Origin of the sequence: Pontibacter virosus (assembly GCF_003096355.1) — a bacterium.
Classification (GTDB): Bacteria; Bacteroidota; Bacteroidia; order Cytophagales; family Hymenobacteraceae; genus Pontibacter; species Pontibacter virosus.
Genome location: NZ_QEKI01000001.1, coordinates 30,619 through 49,937 on the forward strand (window position 1 = coordinate 30,619; position 19,319 = coordinate 49,937).

The window sequence follows — 19,319 nt, forward strand, 5'->3', positions numbered from 1 at the left end:
CTCTGCCACTTAGGTTGCCGCCCCCGCCAGTTGTGTTGCCTATTTCTCTGCCCTGGTTTCCTTCTCTTATTGGCTTTTTTCTTGCTTACTTTTTTCAATTCCGATTGGCAAAATGTTTTAGAATGCTCTCGTCGGGTTACTGCGTTCTGAATTCGAAGGAATAAACAGGAACAGAAGGACACGTACATACCAGTGCCGGTTATGTACAGGTCTGTTCACAAAAAAGAAAGGGAAACGGGTTAGGCTACCTTCGGCGGTTGCCAGATGGAATAGGAAAGGAAGGGGATAAAACTACTCTTGTACAGATCCACCTTCTGAATTGCCTGCTGTGGGGAGGTGTGCTCGATTACGGCTGTGCTTTGTGCCTGAAAATGGGTATGGCAGCAATGGCAGGAGCAAAATGGGGAGCATCCATCCGCAATATTATCCTGATGGTCCTGATGTGTGCCAGCCATAGCCACTGCCTGCCGTTCACTCGAAACCGCACTTGCCCTGTCCATGCATGGTTTCAGGGAAAGCGTGAGCAATAGCAGAATCAATATGGAGAGTATAAACCTCATTCAGTGCAAAGGTAAGAGAAAAAATAATGCAATGGCATTGCGGATGTTGAAATTATTCCTATAATGATCCCTTGAAAGGGCCAATATAATGTTACGTTAGTTTACGCCTTTAAGATGGTACTTGCTAAAAGATTAAGAGTTAGCTGGTGCTAATCTATAGCTCGAGCGTTCTACGCTGCAAATTCTGCTGGTTTACACTATCCAATGATAAAAATAGTGATAAACAACCTAGCAGCAGCTTCTGCTTTGCTGAATAGGCGGGCAAGGGACTGTGCCGTAGGAGCAGTACACGCAGCAGTCCCCTGGCCTCGGTTTCAGAAGCTTCTTGCACTTTTCACACGCATAAAAGTACTGGCAGGCATCTGTGGGCATCTGCTCTTCCTTTCGATGCCCGCACTCCGGACAGGTGATAACTGAGCTTAGACTAGTCTCTCCCATGCTTACTTCTTCTTAGCTACCTCCACTGTATAGCCCGTCTTTTTAGCCGCCTGTAGGATATCCAAGGGCTTCACCCTTGTGCTGTCGTAGGAGATGGTGGCGCTTCCAGCCTTGTACGAGGTGCTCACATGAAAGACTCCCGGCACCTCGCCTATCACCTGGCTCACCTGCGCCTCACAGCCCGCACAGGTCATTCCCTCCACTTTCAGTTCCATTGTCTGCTTAATGTCGCCCTCGGCACCGTTGGCTATCGGATTTGTTTGCCCATAGAAAGCACCTGCATAATTTGGGAAGGTAAGCAGAAGCAACGCAAGGCAACTCACCAATAGCAACACCCTGTTCGACTTCCAGAATGAGAACTTATCATTTTGCTCACAGTCGCAGCTAGAGGCTGACCTGCCCGGTTTCAGACGTTGATACCACGCCAAGCCCAGGACTGCGATGGTAATGCCTATCAGATACGGCCTGAGTGGTTCAACCCAGTCAAAAGAAGAAGCAACCCCTGTGGCACCTACCATTACGGCCAGCAGCGGTGTGATGCAGCAAAGAGAGGCCGTAAATGCAGCCACTATGCTGCTACCCGCAAGCTTAGATGAAGTATTTCTCATATCACTTAGTTTGTTTTTATTTCTATTTCCCTACTGATAAGCTCCAACAGGGGCTTTATTACTTCCTGGCGCTCCTGCTTTAGGGAATAGAACACGGTCTGCCCTACCTTCTTACTTTGGATGATGTTAGCATCCTTGAGCTTGCGCAGGTGCTGCGAGACAGCGGGCATGGTCATTTGCAGCACGTCGCTTAGATCACAGACGCACAGCGATTCCTCCTGCTCCAACAGGTATAGAAGCTTAAGCCTTGTCTCACTCCCTGCCAGGCTAAAGACCTGGCTCAGGGTCTGTATCATACCGGCTGCAGTCTCCAGCCGATCAGAGCATAGTTGCAGTCTTTCTTTATTGGTGTAAACCCGAATACATAACTTCTCTTCTTCCATAGCAATTTCTGTCAAGCAAATTTAATAAATGATAAGTATTTAAGCAAGTACTTAAATACTTGCAAATGTTACTCAATGGTACAACCGCAGATGGTATCAGTATTGCCACTATTTTCAGCACTAGAGGATTTAACACAACTTCATAAATTTTATGTTCTACTCCCTCATCAACTGAGGCTTATGAGACAAGTAGGAAAACTGACCATTGAAGATGTCCTGAATTATGAAACAGGAGAGCAAGTGAGCGCATATATTTTTTTTAAAAAGCCTTTAGATGAAATCACAGAGCACCGCTCAGAGTTACAGAAAGCTATTCAAGGTTACCGGGAGCCGCTGTACGTCTGCTATTACTGCAAGCAGCTGATCAGGATCAGGGGTGGGAATTTTAACAGCGGAAAAAGTAAAAAGGACAGCTTCCACTTCGCTCATCTAAAAGATAGCGCAGCCTGCCATATAAAAACCAACCATGTATACACACGGGAGGAGGTTGACCGCATCAAATACAATGGTGCCAAAGAGAGCGCACTGCACATTCACCTCAAGGAACAGATCGCTGCTTACCTGAACAAAAACAGGTTGTTTAAAAAGGGGGTATCCTCTGTTGAGATAGAAAAGGTTGTTAAAAGCAAGCTCATTGAAAAGGAGTGGCGTAAGCCTGACATCAATGCCTCTTTCCAGGATAAGCGCGTGGCTATTGAGTTGCAGCTTTCCACCACCTGGCTGAGTGTGATTACCGGCAGGCAGCATTTCTATCAGGAAGAGGGCAGCTATATACCCTGGGTGTTTCATAAGTTCAGCCTGGATGATGATGTCAGAAAGCTAACCTATAATGATGTGATCTTTACCAATCACCATAATGCTTATGTTTTCGACGAGGAATGTAGCAGGAAATCAGATCTTGAGAACGATCTGGTGCTGAAGTGCTACTACAAGAAGTATTACCGGCAGGGGCTTGAGATAATGGATACCTGGGAAATGACTTATGTTACCCTTTCCGACCTGACCTTTGATACCGTAAGCTATAAAGTCTACTTTCACGATGCGAAGAAGGAGAAGAGAGAAGTGGAACTCGCCGTTGCCCGGGAAAGAAACAGAAGAGCCCTCCTTGAAAGGGAACAAGAAAATGAAGCCGAAAAACGCAGGGCCGCACAGGCCAGAATCCTGGAGCAAAGAAAGGCTGAAGAGAAAAGAAGAATAGCTGCTCATACCGAGTTAAAAGAAAACCTGTCAAAATTAACCCAGCAGCTTCACGGGCTCCAACAGGAGAAAGATAGTGCGGAGAGGAAAGCACAACGATTACAGGAAAGAGTAGAGAACAGGATGCAAATCCTAACAAATCTTATAGCTTTTGCTGATAAAACTTATGACCTCATAACTGGTAAAAGCCGCTCAAACCCTTTCCACAGGAACTTCGAATACGGCCATTATGAAATGGTGAACACACTGCGTGCAGAGTTCCTGGAGACTGGCAAAGAGTTAGAGGCAAGCTTTGCGCGGGCATTCGTAGAGAAAGGTTACTGGCTGAAGAAGCAGGCCGACCTTCCTACACTGGGGCAAATAACAATAGCGGGAGTAAGTTACCAAATTCTACCTGAGGTAGATCAATACTTCCAGCTGATAAGACCTCATTATGCTCGAGTGAAATATATACCGAAGTCAGCTGTGGGAACGCTTTTCGAGGGGGCTGAGCTTCGGTCTGTGCTTTCTGAAACTAACCTATTGGAGGTCTTTACCAAGAGCAGCTTATTTCTCTTGGTTGAACATGGTCAGGATGTATTGACCTTTTCTGATAAAGTAGAGGCTTGCCAGAGATCTATTTCGCGCATTGACGAGATGCAAGTAGAGTTAAAGATTCAATTGCAAGATAGGATAAAGCAAACTTTTGAAGCGGAGATAGCTGACTCTAAACTCGAAAAATCGAATATTGAAATCAGTAGTGAAGCATTAGATGGTGAGATAAGCGTTTTGCAAGCAGAGGTGGTAAGCTTGAAAAGCGTCCTGGATGATTTAAGAGGCTCCTTTTAAAGCACTTTCTTTTATTTTGTCAAGTTTAATAACAAAAAAACTTGACATGTAATAGCTAAGCTACTACCTTTATAGAACCATTAGGCTAAACCAGTGCACAACTTAGAAAGGAAGTGATGAGCATTATGCAGAAAGTCCGGGAAAGAATCGAGCAGGCACAGCCCGGGCAGCTGCTGACTTACGCCGATTTTCAGGTAAGCGACAGCCAGCTGGAGGCCCTGGCAGCGGCACTCAGCCGCCTGACCAGGCAGGGGGTGATCAACCGGCTGGCGAAAGGCCGTTACTACAAGCCAAAGGAAACTGTTTTCGGGAAAGTGAGACCATCCGAAAAAGAGATCATCAAGAGTCTTAGCACCTCCAAAGGCAAAGTCAAAGGTTACGAGAGCGGTTTGGGGCTTTACAACCAGCTGGGTCTGACCACGCAGGTCCCCCGGGAGGTGACGCTGGTGACCCGCAAGCAGCGGCGGGTGGCCAGCGTCGGGAAGACCAAGATCCGTTATGTCCAAAGCCCCACCAGCTTCAAGGAGTCCGACATAGACAAGCTTCAAATCCTGGACGCCCTGCGCGGTTACAAGAAGATTCCGGACCGTAACAACAAAAAGACCATCCTCATTTTACTGGAGTACATCAGGAAGCTGACTGAGCGTGACACATCACGTCTTATAGAGCTGGCGCTGGACTACAACCCAGCTACCCGTGCCCTGCTGGGAGCCCTGCTGGAGCAGCTGGGATATGCTAAGGAGGCAGACAGGCTAAAGCAGTCACTCAACCCGCTGACTAAATACAAACTGGGCATTAGCGAGAGCATTTTGCCCAACAGAAAAGACTGGAATATTATATGAACCTGCACCAAAACCCGGAGGTATTCCGGGATGCCATTACGGCCACGGCAGAGGCCTTGCAGATCAGGGATGTGTATGTGGAGAAAGACTACTGGGTGACGCTGGTGCTTTACCGCCTGGCCCACTCCCCCTACGTGGAGCAAGCCATCTTCAAGGGCGGCACCTCCCTATCCAAAGCCTACAACCTGATCGAGCGTTTTTCCGAGGACATCGACCTGGCCATCAACGCCGACGAGGGCATGACAAACAACCAGGTCATGCAGCTGATCCGCAAAATCTCAAAAGAGATCACAAAGGACATGGTTGAAGTAGATGACCCGCACCGGACCAGCAAAGGCTCCCGCTTCCGCAAAACACTGCACGACTACGGAGCCTCCGTGCAGGGAGACTACGGACAAGCAACTGACAAGATTCTGGTCGAGATCAACTCCTTTGCCAGCCCTAATCCACACCAGCTGATGCCGATCAAGACCTATATCAGCCAGTTTATGGCTCAACGTGGTTTGCTGGAAATGATCCGCCAGTACGAGCTAGAGCCTTTTGAGGTAAATGTGGTGAGCCTAGAGCGCACCTTCACAGAGAAAGTACTGGCCCTAGTGCGGGCTTCTTATGCCGAAAACCCAGTAGATGAATTAGGTAGCAAGATCCGCCATGTATACGACCTGCACGCCATGCTAAAAGCACCTGCAGTGACCGCCTTTCTGCACAGCGAGGACTTCTCTCAAATGATCAAGGCCGTGCAGGCCGATGATACCCGCAACAGCGAGTTTCAGGGGCACTGGGCTCTGCAGCCGCTGGATGCCTGCCTGCTGTTCGCCGACGTGAGAGGAGCCTGGAATTCTTTAGAGACGGCCTACCAGCAGGAATTCCGTTCCCTCGTGTATGGTACGCTGCCTGACGCGGAGGAGATTGTTACCGTCTTGGGAATAGTCGCTGCACGCCTTAAGGCATTCGGAGACAGGAAGAGTTGATATGGACCTAATGTAGCTGTTAGACCCTGCATAAGAAGTACGGTATATAATCTATTCCTTAAATGTGCTAATCCATGCCCTAATGGATAGAATCACGGTAGTCAAAATGAGAAGTTTTAAGGCCAGTATCTTATGGGATAGCCTTAAAACTTCTCTTAGCACTCATCCATATTGATATATACTTTATCATATTTTAGGTAAATTGCTAACCCTGTTAACAAATAAACCAGTCACTCTAACTCAGATCACGGTAGTTTTAGAATAACAATTCTAAAGCTGTGCCTTCTTCTGTAGTTTGATCATATAAGAAGTAAGAAATGAACGCAGTTGAGATTGAAGAAGCTATTTCATTACTGGCAGAACAGCCTTTTAATCCTGATGAGTTTCCCTATGCTTTTCTGGAAGCTTTTGGTAATAAAGCTACGACTATTAGACGCCTGCAAACCGGTAATAACAACAAATCTGATGTTGAAGGCGGTGTTCTCCAACGCAATAATATCCATATTGCGGTATGCGAGAAAGGCGCGGTTTTGGAAACGCTGAACCGTTTGCGTGAAAGCCCAGCAACCTCAAAAGCTAAGGCCAAATTTATACTGGCTACAGATGGTAAAGAATTTCAGGCCGAAGATATGAGTAGCGGTGAGACTGTTGCTTGCGACTACCAACAATTCAACGAGCATTTTGGCTTCTTTCTGCCTCTGGCAGGTATCAGTACCGTAAAGCAAATACGAGAAAATGCCTTTGATATAAGGGCTACGGCGCGCCTTAATAAACTCTATGTAGAACTCTTGCGCCATAACCCAGACTGGGATACAGAAGAGCGGCGGCACGACATGAACCATTTCCTGGCTCGGCTGATCTTTTGCTTTTTTGCTGAGGATACCGGCATTTTTAGCGGGAACAATCCGTTTGTGGATACCATTCAGCGAACTAGCGCCTCTGATGCTTCCGATACACACGAGGTGATGAGCGAGATCTTTCGGGCAATGGATACGAAGCGCGAAGACCGAAAAGCCAAGAACATACGTAGTTGGGCTATTGGTTTTCCTTACGTTAACGGAGAGCTATTTTCCGGCTCTACCGAATGCCCGAAGTTTACCAAGATTGCTCGTTCTTACCTGCTGCACATTGGAAACTTGGACTGGAAGAAAATCAACCCAGATATTTTCGGCTCCATGATTCAGGCGGTGGCCGATGAAGACGAACGTAGTGCCCTGGGTATGCATTATACTTCCGTACCAAATATCTTGAAAGTACTCAATCCGCTGTTTCTTGATGATCTGCGCGCGCAACTAGAGGAAGCAGGCGATAACGGGCGTAAGTTGCTTAACCTGCGTAAACGCCTGGCTCGCATCCGGGTGTTTGATCCTGCCTGCGGCTCTGGCAATTTTTTAGTGATTGCTTACAAGCAAATGAGGGAGATTGAGGCGGAGATCAACAAACGTCGGGGTGAAGGAGACAGGCCTACGGAAATACCGCTAACCAATTTCCGTGGCATAGAACTTCGCGACTTTTCATGTGAGATAGCACGTCTTGCTCTTATTATTGCTGAGTATCAGTGCGATGTGATTTACCGTGGGCATAAACTGGCAATCGCAGATTTTCTGCCGCTGAGCAAAGAAAACTGGATCACTCGTGGCAATGCCCTGCAGCTAGAGTGGCTCTCTGTTTGTCCACCGACCGGAACAGGTGTAAGGCTTCACAGCAACGATCTCTTTTCTACTCCTTTACATCAATCTGAAATTGATTTTGAAAACGAAGGAGGCGAAACCTATATCTGCGGAAACCCACCTTACCTAGGGTCAACCTGGCAATCCAAAGAACAAAAATCCGATTTACAAGCTATCTTCAAAGACCTAACCAAATCATGGAAGTCGCTTGACTATGTAGCAGGTTGGTTTATGAAAGCTGCCCAATACGGCAGGCATACCAATGCTGCATCGGCTTTTGTGTCTACCAATTCCATTTGCCAAGGCCAACAAGTACCTATTCTCTGGCCGCTCATATTTAACACCAGCCATGAAATAAGTTTTGCTCATACCTCATTTAAATGGAATAATCTTGCCAGCCATAATGCCGGAGTAACTGTTGTAATCGTCGGTATTTCAAATCGCTCAAGTGCAGTCAAACGCTTGTTTTCTGCTGGAGAAAATGGTGAAATAATAGAAAAGAAGGCTAGTAAAGTTAATCCCTATCTAATCGCATCGGAAAATATTATTGTAAACAAAAGCTCTAAACCTAAATGTGATATCTCGGAAATGAAATTTGGTAATAAGTCTGTAGATGGAGGAAATCTGCTTCTTACAATTAGTGAGTTGAATACGTTGAATCTAGACAAAGCACAAAGACAAAAGATTGTAAGGCGTTTTTATGGTTCGTCTGAGTTTATAAGAGGTAATGAAAGATATGCACTCTGGATAGAAGATAAGAATCTTCAAGAGGCTCTCCTTAATAAGGAGATAGAAAAGCGCATTCACAATGTAAAGGATATGCGTCTTTCTAGTACAGACAAGGGTGCAAATGAAATGGCAAAAAAACCTTATCAATTCAGAGAAATGAATTACGGCCACACAAGTACTCTTATTGTACCTCGTGTCAGCTCTGAAACAAGATTTTATTTACCTGTAGGGTTATTGAACAATCAATCTGTTGTTGGAGATAGTGCATTTGCTCTGTTTGATGCTCCACTTTGGAATTTGGCATTAATTGCATCACGTGTTCATCTGGTATGGATCGCAACAGTATGTGGTAAGTTAAAAACAGACTTTAGATATTCTAACACACTTGGCTGGAATACCTTTCCAGTTCCTACCTTAACCGCCAAAAACAAAGAAGACTTAACTCGTAGCGCCGAAGAAATTTTGATAGCACGGGAACGACATTTTCCTGCCACTATCGCCGATCTCTATGATTCGAAGGCCATGCCCGAAGATCTCCGCCATGCCCATGATCGCAACGATGAAGTGCTGGAACGTATTTACATTGGCCGCCGGTTCAAAAACGACACTGAGCGCCTGGAAAAACTTTTCGATCTTTATACACAAATGACTACTAAAGCCAAGAATTCATGAGCGAAAAAAAAGCCGTACCCTCCGTTACTGTTAATTATAAAAGCACGGGAAGTTCTACCAACTCAAATGAACTTGGCATGCGCGCCATGCAAGAGCGCGCCTATGAAAAGCGTGGTGAGCAGTATTTGCTAATCAAATCGCCACCAGCCTCTGGGAAAAGTAGGGCACTTATGTTTATTGCGCTGGATAAGCTGAACAACCAAGGCGTTAAACAAGCTATTATCGCGGTTCCGGAAAAGTCTATTGGCTCAAGCTTTGCCAATGAACCACTTAGCAAATTTGGTTATCATTTTGACTGGCATGTAGAACCAAAATGGAACCTCTGTAATGCCCCAGGGGAAGATGGCAGCAAGGTTAATGCCGTTGGGTCTTTCCTGAGCAGCGAAGACAAGGTACTGGTTTGCACCCATGCCACGTTTCGCTTTGCCGTAGAGCGATTCGGAGTAGAGGCTTTTGACAATCGACTTATTGCCATTGATGAATTCCATCATGTGAGTGCCGATGAAGGTAATGTTCTCGGTTCACAAATCAGGCAACTGGTAGAACGCGATAAGACACATATTGTGGCCATGACAGGCTCCTATTTTCGTGGGGATGCCAATCCTGTTCTACTGCCTGAAGATGAGGCTAAATTCGATACTGTTACTTATACTTACTATGAGCAACTTAACGGCTATGAATACCTTAAAACCTTGCATGTTGGTTATTACTTCTATAGTGAGGCCTATGCTGACGAAATTTTGAATGTTCTCAACCCTAATGAAAAAACGATCATCCATATACCAAACGTTAATTCGCGCGAGAGTATGGGGGATAAGATCAAGGAGGTGGAGCATATTTTGTTTGAGCTTGGCGAGTGGCTGGGTACTGACCCAAGTACCGGCTTTCATTTAGTTAAAACGCCAGAGGGTAAAGTTTTAAAAATTGCTGATCTAGTTGAAGATGATTCTGCAAAGCGCTCAAGAGTACTAGCCGCGCTGAGAATGCCGGAAGCCAAAAAGGATCGCGACCACGTGGATATTATTATCGCGCTGGGAATGGCCAAAGAAGGTTTCGACTGGATATGGTGTGAACATGCACTCACAGTAGGCTACCGCTCTAGCCTAACCGAGATTGTACAAATTATCGGGCGCGCCACACGGGATGCACCCAATAAAACCCAGGCCCGCTTTACCAACCTCATCGCCGAACCCGATGCTGCAGAAGAGGCCGTTACCGATGCGGTTAATGATACACTCAAGGCAATTTCAGCCAGCCTGTTAATGGAGCAGGTGCTGGCCCCTAAGTTTAACTTTGTGCCAAAGCAAAAAGACTCAGGACCAGTTGAAGGAATGCACTATGGGGAAGGCGGCTATGATCCAGATAAAGAGAATATTGGCGTTAATGAGGAGACGGGCCAATACCACATTGAGATAAAAGGCCTTTCTGCGCCCAAAAGCAAAGACGCCCAGCGTATTTGCCAGGAGGATTTGAATGAGGTTATCGCCGCATTTGTTCAGGACAAGCAGACTATCGAACGCGGCCTGTTTGACGAAGAGGTAGTGCCCCAGGAGCTCACCCAAATCCGCATGGGGAAGATAATCAAAGAAAGGTACCCAGAGCTAGACGATGAGGATGTAGAAGCTGTGCGCCAGCATGCTGTTGCTGCGTTGAACCTGACGCAGAAGGCAAAAGAAGCCATCAACAATGACAGTGAATTATCTAGCCGCGCCAATACAGCTTTGATTGACGGGGTGCGTAAATTTGCCATGGATGTGCGCGAGCTGGATGTAGACTGGATTGACAGCATTAACCCATTTAGTGAAGCCTACTCTATATTAGCTAAGGCTATGACGGAGAAAAGCTTGAAGGCTATGGCAGAAGTTATTTCAGCCAAAAAGCCCAATATATCAATAGAAGAAGCACGTGACCTTGCCAAACGGGCTTTGAAATTCAAAAAAGAGCGAGGCAGGTTACCAGATATAAAATCTGCCGACCCCTGGGAGCAACGTATGGCACAAGGAATAGCGTATTTGGCTCGTTTAAAAGCAGAGGAGAGAAATGGCTAAACAACAGAAACTGACCGAAGAAGATGACGCGCTTTTAGCAGAACTCGGCATAGAGGTAGAAGCCAAAAAAGCCGTTAAGTACTCGCCCAGAGAAGAGCGAATTATCGCTGGCTTTGAGGAGATACAAAAGTTCGTGGAAGAGCATAATCGATTGCCCGAACACGGTGAGGACAGAGATATTTTTGAAAGGCTGTATGCCGTAAGGCTTGAACAAATCCGCAGGCAGGAAGAGTGCAGAAATCTTCTTAAAGAGCTGGATCATCAAAATCTTCTGGATAGCGAAAGTAAACCTGGTGCAGACATTTCAGAGGACTTGGATGACGAGGAATTGCTGGCGCAGCTTGGCGTGGATGTTAATAACGAGGATTCAATCACAAACCTAAAACATGTAAAGCCTCGCGTAGAGAAAAAGGCAGCAGAAGAAATTGCCAACCGTACCCGCTGCGAAGATTTCGACAACTTCAAACCATTGTTTGCGGCGGTTAAAAGAGATATCGATACTGGTTTCAGGAAAACTATTCGTTTCAGAAAAGACGCCGGCTTCACCAAGACAAGCCTTAAGAAAGCTCAGTTTATTATTGTAGGGGGGCAAATGGCGTATATAGCCGAGATTGGAGAAACGTTTAAAGCTCCCAATGGTGAAGAAGATGCCCGCTTGCGGGTTATTTATGCCAACGGTACGGAAAGCAATATTTTGCTCAGGTCTCTGATTCGGGCCATGTACAAGGACGAAACCAGTAGGTTTATCACTGACGCCGACTCAGGGCCTCTATTCTCTGGCGAGAACAGTGAAGATGATCAGGAGAGCGGTACAATTTACGTACTGCGTAGCCTATCCAATCATCCTACTATCAAAGAGAACAGAGAGATCGTCCATAAAATTGGAGTGACGGGTGGAGCTGTTGAGAAACGGCTTGTGAACGCCAAAAATGATCCAACCTTTCTTATGGCCGATGTAGAAGTAGTAGCCACTTACAAACTAGCGAACATCAACAGGACGAAACTTGAGAATATAATTCACAAGTTTTTCGGTGCAGCAAAGTTGGATATTGAATTAATGGACCGTTTTGGAAAGCCGGTAAAAGCACGAGAATGGTTTTTGGTTCCGATCTTCATTATTGATGAAATGGTAGAAAAAATCAAAGATGGCACTGTCAGCGCTTATTATTATGATCCCGCTTCTGCAGAGTTAAAGAAGCATTAGGATAGGTAGCCTTTTGAAGTAAAGACTTTCATTGTAATCACTGTCAAACGTTGCTGGGAATGGTAGTTCGGAAGTCAAAATAGTAAGGTGCTGTTAACAGGTCTACTGCTTTAGCTGCTGCTTCAGCAACTCTCGTCCCTTCTCTGTTGTAATATACTGCTGCAAGGGGCTGCTGGGCCGGTCTTTGATAGTCTGGTCTAATAGCCCCTTCTCTAATAAAGGATTTACATAGCGTCTCACGTTGTCTGTGTGGTTAGCCAGGCCCACCCCCTTCTCCAGGATGTCTTTACGCTTAGCTGGTTTAAGCGCATAACTCAGAATCTTCATATGCTCTGGTTCCAATTCCCTTGCCAGCTCTTCTTCAACTTGGTCGCTAACTTGGTCGCTAACTTGGTCGTTATCGACTAAGCTATCTTCTATAAAGGCAGGATGGCAGAAAAGCTCTACTTCGAAAAAGGTGCGGTCTTCATCTGTTCTAAAAGTAGGTGCAGGAGACCCGTTGTTTTCCAGTACCCTTTTGATGGTAGGGATGCCAGTGGCCCTGCCCTCCGTCAAGTCCAGTTCCTTTAGAAAATCGCCCAGGCGGCGGTTACGGTAGCGGCGTGGCCTGATGCGCCCGCTATTCAGATCCTCCTGCCGGATAGAGCGGTCCGGCCCGCCGTAGTTAAGAATCACAATGGAGTCTGGTGTCATCCGAATCTCCACCTGTTCCCGGACTAGGTAGTCCCGGTGGTACAAGGCATTGGCTACGGCTTCCTCCAGGGCCGCGTAAGGGTAATTCCACACGCGCACGGCCTCCGCCTTTCCTGGCTGCTTTATGACCTTTTCCCTTAGGAAATTGGTCTGCAGCAAATCCAGCGTCTTCCGGATCATGTCAGGTACCGGGCCTGTGATTTTGGGAAACTCTGTAAATTCTGAGTGCCCCTCCCCCTTCGGGAAATACACTACGTCTACCCAGGAGGCGGGGAAGAACTTTTCCGGATGCTCATTGAACATCATCAGCGCCACGTTGCGTGGGAATCGGTGCTCTGCAGGGCCCTCCACCAGTAGCATCTGCTCCAGTACTTCCGCTTTGGAACGCTGTTCTGTCCATTCAAACAGTCTACTCTCCACTTTTCGTAGGTGGTCCTGCACCAGTACCATGGACACATCGTCTAAGCTTGCATGGGTGTTTGGGCGGTCATCGAAGGGCACCTGGTTAGCCAGACTGATGAGCTCCTGCTGGGTCTCCTGGTCCGCCTTGACAGAGTTAGCGTAGCGGCGGACGTAGTAGAAGTGTCTTTTCTGATTGGCCGTAATCTGCTCCGGCACCTCATAGGGACGGTTAGAGCCGCCCGGCGCCCAAATCACCAGGATCTGCTGCCCGTCCACCTCTTCAAGAAAGACCTTTGGGCTGTAAAGAGGCCTGATCAGGTTGTTGAAGCCGATCATCTTCCTTTGGATTTCGGCGATCTCTGTTACAGAAAGTCCTTTTACTGGTCGCTTGGCCACTCCATCTTCCTCTATTATACCAACGATGATATATCCACCACCTGTGTTCTCAAAATCATTAGCGAAGGCGCAAATAGATCGATAAATAGCATCAGGGTTCCATCCCTCTTTAAATTCAATCCGATCTGACTCTACGGAACGATGATGTAATAGGTCTTCAATATTAATATGTAGTGGCATAAGGTAAAAATAATACTGCAGGTCGGTACTAACAAAATTGAATAAATATAGAATGATTCTTGGACTGTAACAGTAGCTACTAATTCTTTACAGGCAGCCACTGAAGTAACAGATATGCGTGGGTATTTCAGAGAGAAAAGCCTGTTCTTCCAATGCTGCGAGAATCTTTTCGTAACACCTTTAAGTAAAGTAATCCTTTAATTAAATGTTTAAGAAGCTTTTTTCTATTTCCGCAGTATAAGTATAGAAAATTTCATTCTCTATTTTGTTATTAAAACTTATCTCTAAACATTTATCTTAAAAATTTCACAATTCACTACTATCATAGTATTTTGCTTACGGTCTATCACATTAGCAGGAAACTGTACTACTGTATATTTAAGTTATGGTGAATCTCACTCCCGCCAGCCCAGGTAATATTCTTTCTTTGTTTCATGAACCTGTAAAGCCAGTGTTTCTTTTAGGTGCTGGCGCGTCCAAAACCTCTGGTATACCTCTTGCTGGGGAGGTGACGGAGAAAATTATTCGAACGGCCTACTGTAGAGATCAGGGTTACCCTACTAATTACCCTATGGTGCAAAGAAGCGACTGGGTTCCTTGGGTAAAGGAATTTCCCTGGTATAATACATCTGTATCAGCAACGGAAAACTATCCTATTGTTGTTGATGAACTTCTACGCCCTCAAAGTGTAAGGAGAGAGTTTTTTCTTGAACTCGTTAATCCTTCTGGAATTAGCCCTAGTATTGGATATGATGCTCTAGCAGAAATGCTACAAAACAAGCTTGTTGATATTGTTTTGACAACAAACTTCGACAACTGCCTTGGTAATGCAATGACATATAAAAAACAAATATTAATTCCAATTAAAACGAATAATGACTATGTCCAGTTTTCTTTAACACCAAAATTTCCCTTAGAAATATACCTTCATGGATCGGTAGAACATTATTCTGACAAGAATATAGTAGAAGAAGTACAGTCTCTTTCAGCTGATACTGTTGAAAAAATGCAACCTTTGTTAAGAGACCATCCTTTAGTTGTTGTTGGATACAGAGGCGGCGAACCTTCTATTACTAAAAGTCTTTTAATAGATAGTTTAGAATATACTAATAATTTTAAAAATGGAATATGGTGGTGCTTACTTAAGCAAGAAAAACCAGAGAACTGCCCACCATTGGTATTAGAATTAGCAGAAAAATGCGGCGGAAATTTTCGTTTCGTTCATATAGATGGATTTGATCAATTATTATATAAGGATTTGTGGCAGCGGCTTAAGCCTTCCCTTAATAGGATTGCATTAAAACCAACTTTGATAACTCATAATAGCTCTGGCAACTCATCTCCAACTTTTGATACCCAACCTGTTGTTAAAGCAACTGAAGAGGAGTTGGAGTGGTCATTAATTCAAGAAAGAATAATAGAATACAGCAATAGGCTTGATATCTATTTGCCAAGCTCTTTAGGAAAAGAAAGATTAAGGCAGGAAATGCTTAATAGACATCTTGCTGTGTATCAAGAAGGGGTTTTCAAGCTCACTTCTGCTGGGTGTCTCTTATACACATCCTTACCTCAATATCATTTCCCTGATGCAGTAGTACTTTTTTCTCTAACAGGGCCCGATGGCTGGAAAAGGGAAATCTCGGCAAAGCTTTTAGATGATGATGATTCAGAAGTTCAAAACTTTCAAAGAATGATAAAGGGCAACCTTTGGAGGCAGCTAAATGAAGTGATGGATTCTCTTGCCCTTATTAACAGAGCCTATCGCTTAAAGGGTGAATCATCCGAAACAGTATATCCTTACCCTCCTTTAGCGATTAAGGAAATTATAGTTAATGCTCTAGTTCATAGAGACTATTCAAAGTCAGGTAAAGTAGAAATAGAAGTAACTCCTCATTACATAAAGGTAATTAGCCCTGGAGGATTAACTGAGGAGGTAAAGCTTCAAGTTGCTTCAAATTCCATCGAAGATGAAATTGTAAAGAATGGTCGTAGAGGTATAAAGGGTTATAGGAACCCTATTCTAGCTGATATATTCTATGGCTCTGGAGCGATGGATAAAGCTGGCTCCGGATTATCAGACGTTTATCGTTGGATGAATGAGAATGAAAGTACAGTTACTTTTGGGCCTTCTCAGGATAACGAAACCTTCGAGGTTACACTCTATGGACGCCAAGACATAGTTGATAGTTTAACTAAAACTGCATCCCCACTCAAGACTACTACAGTTAAGTATGCAGCCAATATTTTAGAGTTAGTGAACATACCACAACAAATTTGGTCTGCTTCTAGCACTTGTTCAAGTAAAAAAGAAATATGGAAGGCTCTTTCTGATAAATGGCACCCGCAGTTTGTTTACTACGGTGGCAGAGTTTGGACATTTTTTGATTTAAATCAACGCAATAGTCCTTTGAAGTCTGTTATAGATTTTGGAACAGTTGAAGTTTATGACCTTGAGGATTTTATATCAATTGAAAACGGAAAACTTTTCACTCAACTTGTCAACTTAAATATTGAGGAGCATTTTAGCTCATTAGGTCTTAGAATTGATAAAAAGCGACATAGAGCGTACTTCCCAAGATTGAAGGAGGAAGGATCTCGTACCCAAAGCTATCAAGCAAGGTTTAAAAAAGCGACTAGAACTGTCGCTAAGCCTCGGACATCACTCTCAACAGGAAAAATACTGTATTGGGAGCACCAAGCTATAAGTTATAAGTTTGAAAAATTTGGCCATTCATATGGCCTGTTTATAAACCCTAGCTATGTTTTCACAATAGAAGGTTGGAAAAAACTTCTTGCTTCTGATAAAGTTAACAAACTATCTACAAAAAAAGCCGCCCGGGATTATAATATGACTGTACTTAATGCACTCATATTTTGGTCAAGGTTTATTGCTGGTAATGAAGATTCTTACTCTTTCGAATTAAAGCCTAATATTAGAAGGTTTGGAGATGATTCTTCGAGATATTCTCTTCCTCGTTTAGGATTTTCAGCTATACTACCTGTTACAAGTATTAATGATGTTTCGATTGAAGGCCATGACTTTATAGAACCCGAAGAGAATAGTAACCTCCTAGAAGCGGTAGATCAAGAGCTGGAAAACTTGCTTAAAGAGTTTCTTGACACCGATGATAACCTTTAGCACAAACACTATAACAACTTATCAATGTCTATAAGCGTCCGTTTACACGAGTTGCCAGAACCATTACTAGAGTTTGGTGGCGCAGGTGAGTTTACTGATCCTAAAGTTGGTTTAAGAGAGGCAGGACCATATGACCTAAGATTCGGAAATGCAGCCAGAAATACAAATATAAGATTAGGCTTAGTTGGCCCACAGGCAATGCTTCTGAAAGCTAGGAACTGGTTTAGCACTTGTATGGGGCATATTGAATCAACTATGAAGAATATAGATCAATATCCCCACTATCCTGGCTTTGAATCAGTATTTAGATGTTCTTTATCTCTAAGCTCTAGATGGGAGAATACTATCAGTGAAACATCCCTTAAAGAAGCTATTTCAGAAAAAGTGGATGCGTTAGCTTTTGAAAAAGTTCTGCAGTTATATAGTGACGCCATTAAACGTTTAGCTTCTCAGGAGTTTTCTAAACCTCATGTAATTATTTGCTGCTTACCTGAGGAAGTTATAAACAGATGCTGGAGTATTAAGAATCAAGTTGTTAAACATACTAGCAAAGCAAAAAAAATAAGTCAGCAGCTGAATTTATTTGAAGTATTACCAGAAGTAGAAGAAACAGCAGAAGACTTACTAAATCGAGACTTTAGACGAGCACTAAAAGCAAAGGCAATGGAATGTCAAATTCCAATACAGATTGGAAGGGACAGGCTATTTGTAGGTGTTGAGAGAGGTGGACAGGATGCTGCTACTAGAGCTTGGCATAGCAGCATTGCCATATATTATAAAGCTGGAGGAATACCTTGGCGACTCAGAAGCAATGGGCCAGAAACCTGTTATGTAGGAATAAGTTTTCACCATTTGTACACTACTACAAATCGCCACTTAGTACGATCATGTATTGCTCAGGCTTTTTCATCCGATGGAGAGGGATTTGCTATTAGAGGAGCAAATATTCCTTGGGATGCTAAGCAAGATCGGAATGTTCATTTAACAGAAAAACAAGCATATGAGATGGGAGAGAAAATTCTGGAAAACTATAGTGACAGGACAGGAATGACTCCTCAAAGAGTTGTGATACATAAAACATCAGCATTTAATGAGGACGAGACAGAAGGTTTCAGAACAGCCCTAGCTAATATTCCTATTGTTGAGCTAATCAACCTTGCTCCAACAGATCTAAGACTTGTAAGACATGGGGAGTATCCTCCCAAAAGAGGAACATTATGCATAGTAAATGAAGCAAATTCCTATTTATTTACGACAGGGTTTATGCCTTCTTTGGGAACTTACCCTGGTCCACATATCCCGGCACCGCTACAAATAAAGTCTGACCAGCCTATAGATGTCGAGAAGGTCGCGATAGATGTTTTAAGTTTGGCTAGAATGAACTGGAATACATCCAGTACAACAAGTGGCTTTCCAGTAACTCTTTTTTTTGCAAGGCAAGTTGGCGGAATTATGGCAGAATACGGAGACAGAGAACCTCATACCTCTTTTAGATACTACATTTGAAGCAAGAGGTGCTTACTCTGGGAATTCAGGACTAGAAGGAATTACCCTGTCTCAGAGCCGCTTGAAAGATGGGTATGTAACGTAATCTTTATCTTTTTACATATTTAATAATTGCGGATTCCTGCTTCCTGTCTTCCCTACTTTTTCAATTCGCGCTTCATGGAGCAAAGCATAAGTTAGTGAAGTGGCAGGTATAACTATATGTATATCTAAAGTCAAGGTGCACCTCCTTTGATCTCTTGGTGTTTGCAGGATTGTCGTAACCTTGCTCTTTTGCTAGAACACTGGATGTTCCACGGGCAAAATGCGAGCAATGAAAAAAGCTAGAACGTCCCAGCTAGTATTTTTCACAAAAGCCTCCCTCCTGCTCATCACTTCGCACGAAAAGGGACAATAGTTAGTGAATCAGGAGACAACGCCAGGTGCAGTTTCACACTTTTGTGTACCTATAACGTTTTACAAACGCACCTTTGTAAAAAGAAGCAACAATACCGTTGGACGATTCTGGTACAGGTATTACTAGAGAAAGCACATGCTCTGTTCTATACATCTAAAATTGCTTCAAAAAGGAGAGGCACCTCATTTAAAAGTGCCTCCCCTTACTTACAAGCTAACTATTTGGCTACAGATATGTTAAATAGGCTGTGCTTTAAAGCCAGCTCTCTCTACAGTGGCGATAATCTCACTGGCAGAGAGGGACTCTGTTTTCACGGTTAGAACTTTGTCTTTGTTGGCTGTATCTACATTCCATTCACAAACACCTTCGGCGGCATTAAGTACTGGAGTTACTTTAGAAACACAGCCTCCACAGTTTATGTTAGTTTTAAACTTTAGGTCTTTCATAATCACTCTA

General features: G+C 44.2%; 14 protein-coding genes. 8 read left to right on the top strand and 6 right to left on the bottom strand.

Annotated features, from left to right (window positions below; all coding sequences use genetic code 11):
- Positions 1 to 239: 239 nt before the first annotated feature.
- The 4 genes from C8E01_RS21420 to C8E01_RS00145 form a co-directional block, all read right to left on the bottom strand.
- Positions 240 to 560 carry a DUF6660 family protein gene (locus C8E01_RS21420; protein ID WP_133242694.1) on the bottom strand — a complete coding sequence of 107 codons (321 nt, stop codon included), beginning with the start codon at positions 558 to 560 and terminating at the stop codon, positions 240 to 242.
- A 228-nt stretch (positions 561 to 788) separates the two neighbouring features.
- Positions 789 to 998 (bottom strand): GDCCVxC domain-containing (seleno)protein, encoded by a 210-nt coding sequence (locus tag C8E01_RS21855; protein ID WP_116541362.1) that lies wholly within the window; start codon positions 996 to 998, stop codon positions 789 to 791.
- Positions 999 to 1,000: 2 nt separating this feature from the next.
- A complete protein-coding gene (gene merTP, locus C8E01_RS00140) occupies positions 1,001 to 1,606 on the bottom strand; it encodes a mercuric transport protein MerTP (protein ID WP_116541363.1) in 606 nt (201 codons plus the stop codon).
- Positions 1,607 to 1,611: 5 nt separating this feature from the next.
- Positions 1,612 to 1,902, bottom strand: coding sequence for an ArsR/SmtB family transcription factor (locus C8E01_RS00145; protein ID WP_243409352.1), 291 nt, complete (start codon positions 1,900 to 1,902; stop codon positions 1,612 to 1,614).
- Between the two features lie 267 nt (positions 1,903 to 2,169).
- Here C8E01_RS00145 and C8E01_RS00150 point away from each other — a divergent pair, with 267 nt between their 5' ends.
- The 6 genes from C8E01_RS00150 (at position 2,170) to C8E01_RS00175 (ending at position 12,150) form a co-directional block, all read left to right on the top strand.
- Positions 2,170 to 4,014, top strand: a complete 1,845-nt coding sequence (locus C8E01_RS00150; protein WP_133242695.1) for a DUF6035 family protein — start codon at positions 2,170 to 2,172, stop codon at positions 4,012 to 4,014.
- A 125-nt stretch (positions 4,015 to 4,139) separates the two neighbouring features.
- Positions 4,140 to 4,856, top strand: coding sequence for a type IV toxin-antitoxin system AbiEi family antitoxin domain-containing protein (locus C8E01_RS00155; protein WP_207774842.1), 717 nt, complete (start codon positions 4,140 to 4,142; stop codon positions 4,854 to 4,856).
- Positions 4,853 to 5,827 (top strand): nucleotidyl transferase AbiEii/AbiGii toxin family protein, encoded by a 975-nt coding sequence (locus C8E01_RS00160; RefSeq protein ID WP_116541367.1) that lies wholly within the window; start codon positions 4,853 to 4,855, stop codon positions 5,825 to 5,827. The genes C8E01_RS00155 and C8E01_RS00160 overlap by 4 nt, the downstream gene beginning before the upstream one ends.
- A 317-nt stretch (positions 5,828 to 6,144) precedes the next feature.
- Positions 6,145 to 8,898, top strand: coding sequence for a class I SAM-dependent DNA methyltransferase (locus C8E01_RS00165; protein ID WP_116541368.1), 2,754 nt, complete (start codon positions 6,145 to 6,147; stop codon positions 8,896 to 8,898).
- Complete coding sequence (locus C8E01_RS00170; protein ID WP_116541369.1) at positions 8,895 to 10,946, top strand: DEAD/DEAH box helicase; 2,052 nt, start codon at positions 8,895 to 8,897, stop codon at positions 10,944 to 10,946. Before C8E01_RS00165 ends, C8E01_RS00170 begins: the two co-directional genes overlap by 4 nt.
- On the top strand, positions 10,939 to 12,150 hold the full coding sequence (locus C8E01_RS00175; protein WP_116541370.1) for a GIY-YIG nuclease family protein: 1,212 nt from the start codon (positions 10,939 to 10,941) through the stop codon (positions 12,148 to 12,150). The genes C8E01_RS00170 and C8E01_RS00175 overlap by 8 nt, the downstream gene beginning before the upstream one ends.
- A gap of 102 nt (positions 12,151 to 12,252) precedes the next feature.
- On the opposite strand, the gene C8E01_RS00180 is transcribed toward C8E01_RS00175, so the two are convergent.
- Positions 12,253 to 13,821, bottom strand: a complete 1,569-nt coding sequence (locus tag C8E01_RS00180) for an RNA-binding domain-containing protein (RefSeq protein WP_116541371.1) — start codon at positions 13,819 to 13,821, stop codon at positions 12,253 to 12,255.
- A gap of 385 nt (positions 13,822 to 14,206) precedes the next feature.
- Here C8E01_RS00180 and C8E01_RS00185 point away from each other — a divergent pair, with 385 nt between their 5' ends.
- Positions 14,207 to 16,960: an ATP-binding protein gene (locus C8E01_RS00185; protein WP_116541372.1), complete on the top strand. Its 2,754-nt coding sequence runs from the start codon at positions 14,207 to 14,209 to the stop codon at positions 16,958 to 16,960.
- A gap of 24 nt (positions 16,961 to 16,984) precedes the next feature.
- Entirely contained in the window at positions 16,985 to 18,466 is a 1,482-nt protein-coding gene (locus C8E01_RS00190) for an argonaute/piwi family protein (protein WP_116541373.1), read from the top strand.
- A 633-nt stretch (positions 18,467 to 19,099) separates the two neighbouring features.
- Here C8E01_RS00190 and C8E01_RS00195 read toward each other — a convergent pair.
- Entirely contained in the window at positions 19,100 to 19,309 is a 210-nt protein-coding gene (locus tag C8E01_RS00195) for a heavy-metal-associated domain-containing protein (RefSeq protein ID WP_116541841.1), read from the bottom strand.
- Positions 19,310 to 19,319: the final 10 nt, after the last annotated feature.

Excerpts from the sequence above, each read along its gene's own strand:
- C8E01_RS00145 (WP_243409352.1), bottom strand. The coding sequence starts at position 1,902 with ATGATACAGACCCTGAGCCAGGTCTTTAGCCTGGCAGGGAGTGAGACA.
- C8E01_RS21855 (WP_116541362.1), bottom strand. The coding sequence starts at position 998 with ATGGGAGAGACTAGTCTAAGCTCAGTTATCACCTGTCCGGAGTGCGGG.
- C8E01_RS00185 (WP_116541372.1), top strand. The coding sequence starts at position 14,207 with ATGGTGAATCTCACTCCCGCCAGCCCAGGTAATATTCTTTCTTTGTTT.
- C8E01_RS00190 (WP_116541373.1), top strand. The coding sequence starts at position 16,985 with ATGTCTATAAGCGTCCGTTTACACGAGTTGCCAGAACCATTACTAGAG.
- C8E01_RS00170 (WP_116541369.1), top strand. The coding sequence starts at position 8,895 with ATGAGCGAAAAAAAAGCCGTACCCTCCGTTACTGTTAATTATAAAAGC.
- C8E01_RS00180 (WP_116541371.1), bottom strand. The coding sequence starts at position 13,821 with ATGCCACTACATATTAATATTGAAGACCTATTACATCATCGTTCCGTA.
- C8E01_RS00175 (WP_116541370.1), top strand. The coding sequence starts at position 10,939 with ATGGCTAAACAACAGAAACTGACCGAAGAAGATGACGCGCTTTTAGCA.
- C8E01_RS00150 (WP_133242695.1), top strand. The coding sequence starts at position 2,170 with ATGAGACAAGTAGGAAAACTGACCATTGAAGATGTCCTGAATTATGAA.
- C8E01_RS21420 (WP_133242694.1), bottom strand. The coding sequence starts at position 560 with ATGAGGTTTATACTCTCCATATTGATTCTGCTATTGCTCACGCTTTCC.
- C8E01_RS00155 (WP_207774842.1), top strand. The coding sequence starts at position 4,140 with ATGCAGAAAGTCCGGGAAAGAATCGAGCAGGCACAGCCCGGGCAGCTG.
- C8E01_RS00160 (WP_116541367.1), top strand. The coding sequence starts at position 4,853 with ATGAACCTGCACCAAAACCCGGAGGTATTCCGGGATGCCATTACGGCC.
- C8E01_RS00165 (WP_116541368.1), top strand. The coding sequence starts at position 6,145 with ATGAACGCAGTTGAGATTGAAGAAGCTATTTCATTACTGGCAGAACAG.
- merTP (WP_116541363.1), bottom strand. The coding sequence starts at position 1,606 with ATGAGAAATACTTCATCTAAGCTTGCGGGTAGCAGCATAGTGGCTGCA.
- C8E01_RS00195 (WP_116541841.1), bottom strand. The coding sequence starts at position 19,309 with ATGAAAGACCTAAAGTTTAAAACTAACATAAACTGTGGAGGCTGTGTT.